Origin of the sequence: Zoogloea sp., from assembly GCF_017302315.1 — a bacterium.
Taxonomy (GTDB): Bacteria; Pseudomonadota; Gammaproteobacteria; order Burkholderiales; family Rhodocyclaceae; genus Zoogloea.
This window is the reverse complement of sequence record NZ_JAFLDT010000136.1, coordinates 1-5,626: the sequence shown is the minus strand read 5'-3', so window position 1 is coordinate 5,626 and position 5,626 is coordinate 1. Positions and strand designations below refer to the sequence as shown.

Here is a 5,626-nt window from a genome sequence, read left to right as displayed (position 1 = left end):
CCGGCCGGCAGCCCCCTGTTTGCCAGCCGGGGCACACCCGTCGATAGGGCCGCGGGCGAACGCCGCCCCCGCTGGGAGAGCCTGCCCGCCACCACCACCCCGGCGGCCGCGGCCCATGCCGGCCACGCCAATCACTCCACCTGCAGTTGCGGCGGCTGCGGCTGTCGGCGCTGCTGCGGAGGCTGAGCATGCCCGTCTCCATCGGCGAAGTGTCCACCACCATCGAAACCCTGCCGGGCGGCAGCACGGCCGAAGCGGGCAGCGGCGCCACGGCCGACGACGCCCCCTTCGAAGTGCGCATGGAAGACCTCCGCGCCCTCGTCCGCGCCCTGGTGGCCGAAGAGCTCGAGCGCCAGCTGCGCCATCGGAGCGAGTGCCCATGAGCGCAGAAGCCCCCTTCCTGGCCAGCGGCCGCCCGCAGATCAAGGTGGACGGGCAACGCGCCGAGCGCCTCGAGGCCGACCTGATCCGCCTCGAGGCCCGCGCCGACGCGGCCGGCGTTGCCTCCCTGGAAGCAATCTTCCTCAACTGGGGCAGCCGCGAACCCGGCCAGCCGGTGGATTACGTGCATTTCGATACGGCCGACATCGACTTCGGCAAGCGCCTGGCTATCGCCTTCAGCACCACGGGCGACGAACTGACCGTCTTCGACGGCCTCATCACCGGCATCGGCGCCGCCTACCCGGAGCTGCGCCCGCCCGAGCTGACCCTGCTGGCCGAAGATGCCCTCGCCGGCCTGCGCTACCGCCGCCGCACCCGCCTCTCCGAAAACCAGAGCGACGGCGACATCGCCGGCCGCATCCTCTCCGACGCCAGCCTGAGCCCCGACGCCGGGCGCAGCGGCGCCAGCCACGTGGCCCTGCTGCAGGTGAACGAAGATGAACTCAGCGCCCTGCGCAGCCGCAGCGGCGACGCCCTGATCGCCCTGCGTGACGGCACCGTGCATATCAACGAAGCCTCGGCCCTCACCGACACCCCGATCCGCCTGAGCCGCGAGAACGAGCTGATCCGCTTCACCGTGCTCGCCGACCTGGCCCACCAGCGCGGCGAGGTGCGCGTGCATGGCTACGACGTGGCCGCCAAGGAGGCCATCCACGAAAGCGCCGGCGCCGACGCCATCCGCCCCGAGGCCGGCCCCGGCCGCCTCGGCCCCGAGATCGTCACCCGGGTGTTTGCCAACGCCGCCGACGACCTCCACCTGGAAGCCCCCGCCACCGGTGCCGAAGCCCGCACCCTGGCCGAAGCCGCCCTGCGCCGCCGCGCCCGCCGCTTCCTGCGCGGGCTCGGCGTGACCCGCGGCACGCCGCAACTGCACGTGGGATCGAAGGTGGAGCTGGTCGATCTGGGCCCCTGGTTTGCCGGCACCTACCTGGTCACCGCCGTCACCCACCGCTTCGATCAGGTGGAAGGCTACCGCACCGAATTCGAGGCCCAGCGGCCCAACCTGGGAGAGTCCGCATGATTCCCGGCGCCAGCTCCGCACCGGCGGGTGAGCGCCAGCGCCTCTACGGCGTCTACCCGGCCATCGTCACCGACGTGCAGGACCCGGACAGCCAGGGCCGCGTGCAGATCCGCCTGCCCTTCGTCGAAGAGAGCGACGGCGGCAGCGCCCTGGCCTGGGCCCGCCTCGCCACCCTGATGGCCGGCGCCGACCGGGGCACCTGGTTCATCCCCGAAGTGGACGACGAGGTGCTGGTGGCCTTCACCGCCGGCGACCCGCGCCGCCCGGTGGTCATTGGTGCCCTGTGGAACGGCGTCGATACGCCCCCCGAGAGCATGGACAGCGCCAACAACATCCGCTCCATCACCTCCCGCAGCGGCCACACCCTCACCTTCGACGACACCGCCGGCGCCGAAAAGGTGGAGCTCAAGACAAACGGCGGCCACACCTTCACCCTCGACGACGCAGCCGGCGGCACCGTCACCCTGACCCACTCCAACGGCGCCCAGGTGAAGATCGACGTGGTGGGCAACATCGAGATCACCGCCAATGTGCGGGTTACCGTGCAGGCCCCGGCAGGGCTGGAAGTCACGGCAGCCATGGTCACCGTCAATGCGGCCATGTCCACCTTCTCGGGGGTGGTGAAGGCCGACGCGGTGATCACCAACAGCGTGGTCTCCCCCAGCTACACACCGGGCGTGGGGAACATATGGTGAGCCGGGCCGCGGGCAGGCGCCTCCTCGTTCCGGCTGACCGCGCCCCCTCGCGGGAGCGGCTGCTGGCCACCGCGCCCTTCTTCCTGCGTGACCTCACCCAGGTGCCCGCCGAAGCGCCGCCGCGCCTGCTGTCCTTCGAGAGCGACAGCTTCATGGACGACTTTCTGGCGACGGCGGCCGGCAAGCGCGCGACCCTGCCCCGGCTGCTGCCCTGGCGCGACTGGTCCGAGCCGCCGGCCGGGCTGGTGGATGCCCATGGGCAGGCCCGCTACGCCACGGCCAGCCTGGCCCGGCGCACACCCGCCAGCGCCGACATCGAAGCCTCCAGCGGCCCGGCCATGGACGCCGACGGCATCCCCCACGGCCTCGTGGCCGCCGAGAAGGCCGCCACGCCCCCGTGGCTGCGCAAGCTCTACCTGCCCCTGCACGAGCGCTTCAACCTCATCAGCTTCGACCTGGTCTGCGCCGCCGCCGGCTGGCCGCGGGTGGCGCGCAAGCGCATCAAGGGCAGCGGTGCGGTGATCCGCCGCTTCATCCCCGGCACGGCCGGCAGCCCGGAACGCTGGGAGGACTGGATCGCCGTCGATGAACGGCATGGCGCCTGGCTGCCCCTGCTGCCCACCGACCTGCAGACCGGTGCCGCCGGTGCTGCGGTTGATCCGGCAAAACTGCCCGCCCCCGGCGCCGCTTTGGAGCTGCGCCTGCGCACCCTGCTCGACCTGGGCGCAGCAGACCCGCTGCCACCCCTGGGCCTCCTCAGCGCCCCCCTCTCCCTGCTGCCCCCCGATGCCGGGCAGGCCGCCGAACACTGCACCCTGTACGGCTACCTGCCGGTGTTCAGCGCTGCCCGGGAAGTCCCGACCCAGTTGCAGGCCGGTGACACCCCCGCCGCCATTGCCACGGCCCTCAGCCAGCACACCCAGGCCCGCCTCGACACCCTCTTCCAGGGCGCCGTCGATCTGCGCAATGCCGCCCTGCCCCACCTGCGCAGCCTGCTCGACGCCACCGTGCTGCCGGCACGGCCCTCCGCAGCAGCCGCCACCGCCATCTCCGACAACCTGGTCGCCACCGCCCCCGCCGGGCTTGGCCAGGTGGGCAACACCCTCGCCCACACCATCGACAAGGCCCTGCTGGAAGCGCTGGCCCGGCTGTGGCAGACCATCACCGCGGCGGCCACCGACGACGCCGACATCGCCGGCAACGTGCGCAGCGGCACCGATCTGTGGGCCGCCAGTACGGCCGCGGACACGGCCAGCGCGCCGGGCCTGTTCAACAACCTGCCCGGCGTCAGCGCGGGCGTCCAGGCCACTGCTGCCGCCGTCTGGTTGAGCGACGCCGGCAACAGCGCCTGGGACACCCTGCTGCGCCAGCGCCTGCATCAGTTGATGGATGCCTGGCTCGCCGGCACCGCCCTGCCGCCGCCGGCCCAGGGCAATTCCGGCCTGGTCGGCACCGACCACCTGGCCGTGGTGGTGGTGATGGCCCTGCTGCGCCTGCGCGGCTGCCGCCTTACCCTGGCTGCGCGCCTCAACCAGGCCCTCTACAACGATCCCCTGGCCGCCGACCTGAAGGCCGTAGCCGCCGACGGCAAGCGTCAGATGGGCCTCGCCGCCCTGGCCGAGCTGGCCGAAACCCTGCTGGCCCAGGAGGCAGCCCGGGGCGACATCCAGGCCACCCCGCCGTGGCCGCCGGTGGCCCTGCCGGCCCAGTGGATCCTCGATGCCCATGGCCACGGCGAGGCCATCGCCAAAATCTACGCCCGCTTCGACGACGGCCTGGCCGCCGCCGGCAATGGCGCGGTGGATCAGCTCAATGCCCGCATCGAGACCATCGAGACCGAGCTGGGCACCGCCGTGGCCGGCCTGCGCGCCGGCCTGTCCCTGGGCGCAGCCCAGCTCAGCCTCAACGAACAACCCCCCTGCGGCCTGCTGGTGCTGCCCGGCATCCGGGTCGCCGGCACCGTGCTGGCCGCCTTCCGCACCGCGGCCGCCGCCCGCTATACCGCCGAGCCTGAACGCCTGGCCCTGCCCGAAGCCCGCAGCAGCGACGCCCTGCCGCGCCTGCGCTTTGATGCCGAACACCTCTACGCCGCCTGGGCCTGGGTGCGCGTCGCCGGTCACACCCCCTGCGAGCCCGAACGCATTGTGTGGACGCGGCGCAGCGAGCCTTTCTCCATCGCCGACCCCACCGACCTCCTCGGCGCCCGCCCGGCCAGCATCCAGATGCCCGACATCCCCAAGCTGCTGCGCGACATCCCGCGCATTGCCCGCGCCCGGGCCAAGCCCTTTGCCGGCATGGCGGCGCCCCCCGGCTCGGGCGTCATCACCGGCGCCGACATGGCCGACACGCGCCGGGATTTCGGCATCGGCATGATCTGCAACTTCGGCATCCCCGTGCTGACCATCTGCGCGCTGATCCTCTTCAAGATCATCTTTACCGTGCTGATCACGCTGCCCTCGTTCAGCTGGATGCTCTTCCTGAAGTTCTGCCTGCCATTTCCAAAGAGGGGACCATGAGCACCGCGCCGGGCCGCCCCCAGCAAGCTCGCACCGCAGTGCGTAGCACGGAGGTACTCCAATGAGCACAGACAAGCTCGGCCAGGGATTGCGTTTCCCGCTGGTCACCGGCGACGGCTTCGGCTGGATCTCCGGTGCCGCGGCGGTGGAACAGTCCATCCGCACCATCCTCCTCACCGAACCCGGCGAGCGCATTGCCCGCCCCAACTTCGGCGTGGGCCTGCGGCGCTTTCTGTTCGCCCCCAACAGCCTCGAGCTGCGCACCCGCATCCGGGTCGCTGTCAGCGAGGCACTGGCCCGGGACGAAGCCCGCATCCGCGTCGAGTCCGTTGCCGTGAATACCGACCCGCGGGAAGCCACCGTGCTGCGCATCGCCATCCGCTACGAGATCCTCGGCGAACCCGGTGCGCAGAACCTGGTGTTCCCCTTCTACCTGAACGGGGGTGCCTGACATGGCCATCCAACCTCCCCGCCTCGACGACCGCGCCTTCGACGACCTGCGTGCCGAGCTGATCCGCCGCATCCCGACCCACGCGCCGGAATGGACCGACCACAACGCCTCCGACCCGGGCATCGCCCTGGTGGAGCTGTTTGCCGCCCTCGGCGACAACGTCCTCTACCGCCTCAACCGGGTGCCGGAGGTGGCACGCCTGGAGTTCCTGCGCCTGCTGGCCATTCCGCCACGGCCGGCGCGGGCCGCCCAGGCCATGGTGCGCCTGGAGGCCCGCCGGGGCATCGCCCCGGTACCGGTGGATTTTGCGGTGGGCAGCCCCACCCTCGAGTTCACCGCCGGCGACGTCCACTACCAGACCCTCGACGAGATCACCGTCCTGCCCCTGGAACTCAGCGCCTGGGTCAAGCAGCCCTATTCCGGCCCGCTGCTCGCCGGGGGCATCGAGAACGTCAGCACCCTGCTCGTCGATCACATGGGCAGCGCACCGGCCCTGGCCCAG

6 protein-coding genes and 1 pseudogene are annotated in these 5,626 nt (G+C 71.9%); all 7 read left to right on the top strand.

What is annotated here, in order from left to right:
* Positions 1–186: hypothetical protein (locus J0L98_RS20910; protein ID WP_296414104.1), on the top strand; the 186-nt coding region annotated here is incomplete at its 5' end.
* Between the two features lie 2 nt (positions 187–188).
* Positions 189–383 (top strand): hypothetical protein, encoded by a 195-nt coding sequence (locus tag J0L98_RS20905; protein ID WP_296414103.1) that lies wholly within the window; start codon positions 189–191, stop codon positions 381–383.
* Complete coding sequence (locus tag J0L98_RS20900) at positions 380–1,462, top strand: hypothetical protein (RefSeq protein ID WP_296414102.1); 1,083 nt, start codon at positions 380–382, stop codon at positions 1,460–1,462. The genes J0L98_RS20905 and J0L98_RS20900 overlap by 4 nt, the downstream gene beginning before the upstream one ends.
* Positions 1,459–2,157, top strand: a complete 699-nt coding sequence (locus J0L98_RS20895) for a phage baseplate assembly protein V (protein WP_296414101.1) — start codon at positions 1,459–1,461, stop codon at positions 2,155–2,157. Before J0L98_RS20900 ends, J0L98_RS20895 begins: the two co-directional genes overlap by 4 nt.
* Positions 2,151–4,673, top strand: a complete 2,523-nt coding sequence (locus J0L98_RS20890) for a hypothetical protein (RefSeq protein WP_296414099.1) — start codon at positions 2,151–2,153, stop codon at positions 4,671–4,673. Before J0L98_RS20895 ends, J0L98_RS20890 begins: the two co-directional genes overlap by 7 nt.
* Before the next feature lie 61 nt (positions 4,674–4,734).
* Entirely contained in the window at positions 4,735–5,124 is a 390-nt protein-coding gene (locus J0L98_RS20885; RefSeq protein ID WP_296414097.1) for a GPW/gp25 family protein, read from the top strand.
* A 1-nt stretch (position 5,125) separates the two neighbouring features.
* Positions 5,126–5,626: pseudogene (locus tag J0L98_RS20880) on the top strand (hypothetical protein); the annotation flags it as partial.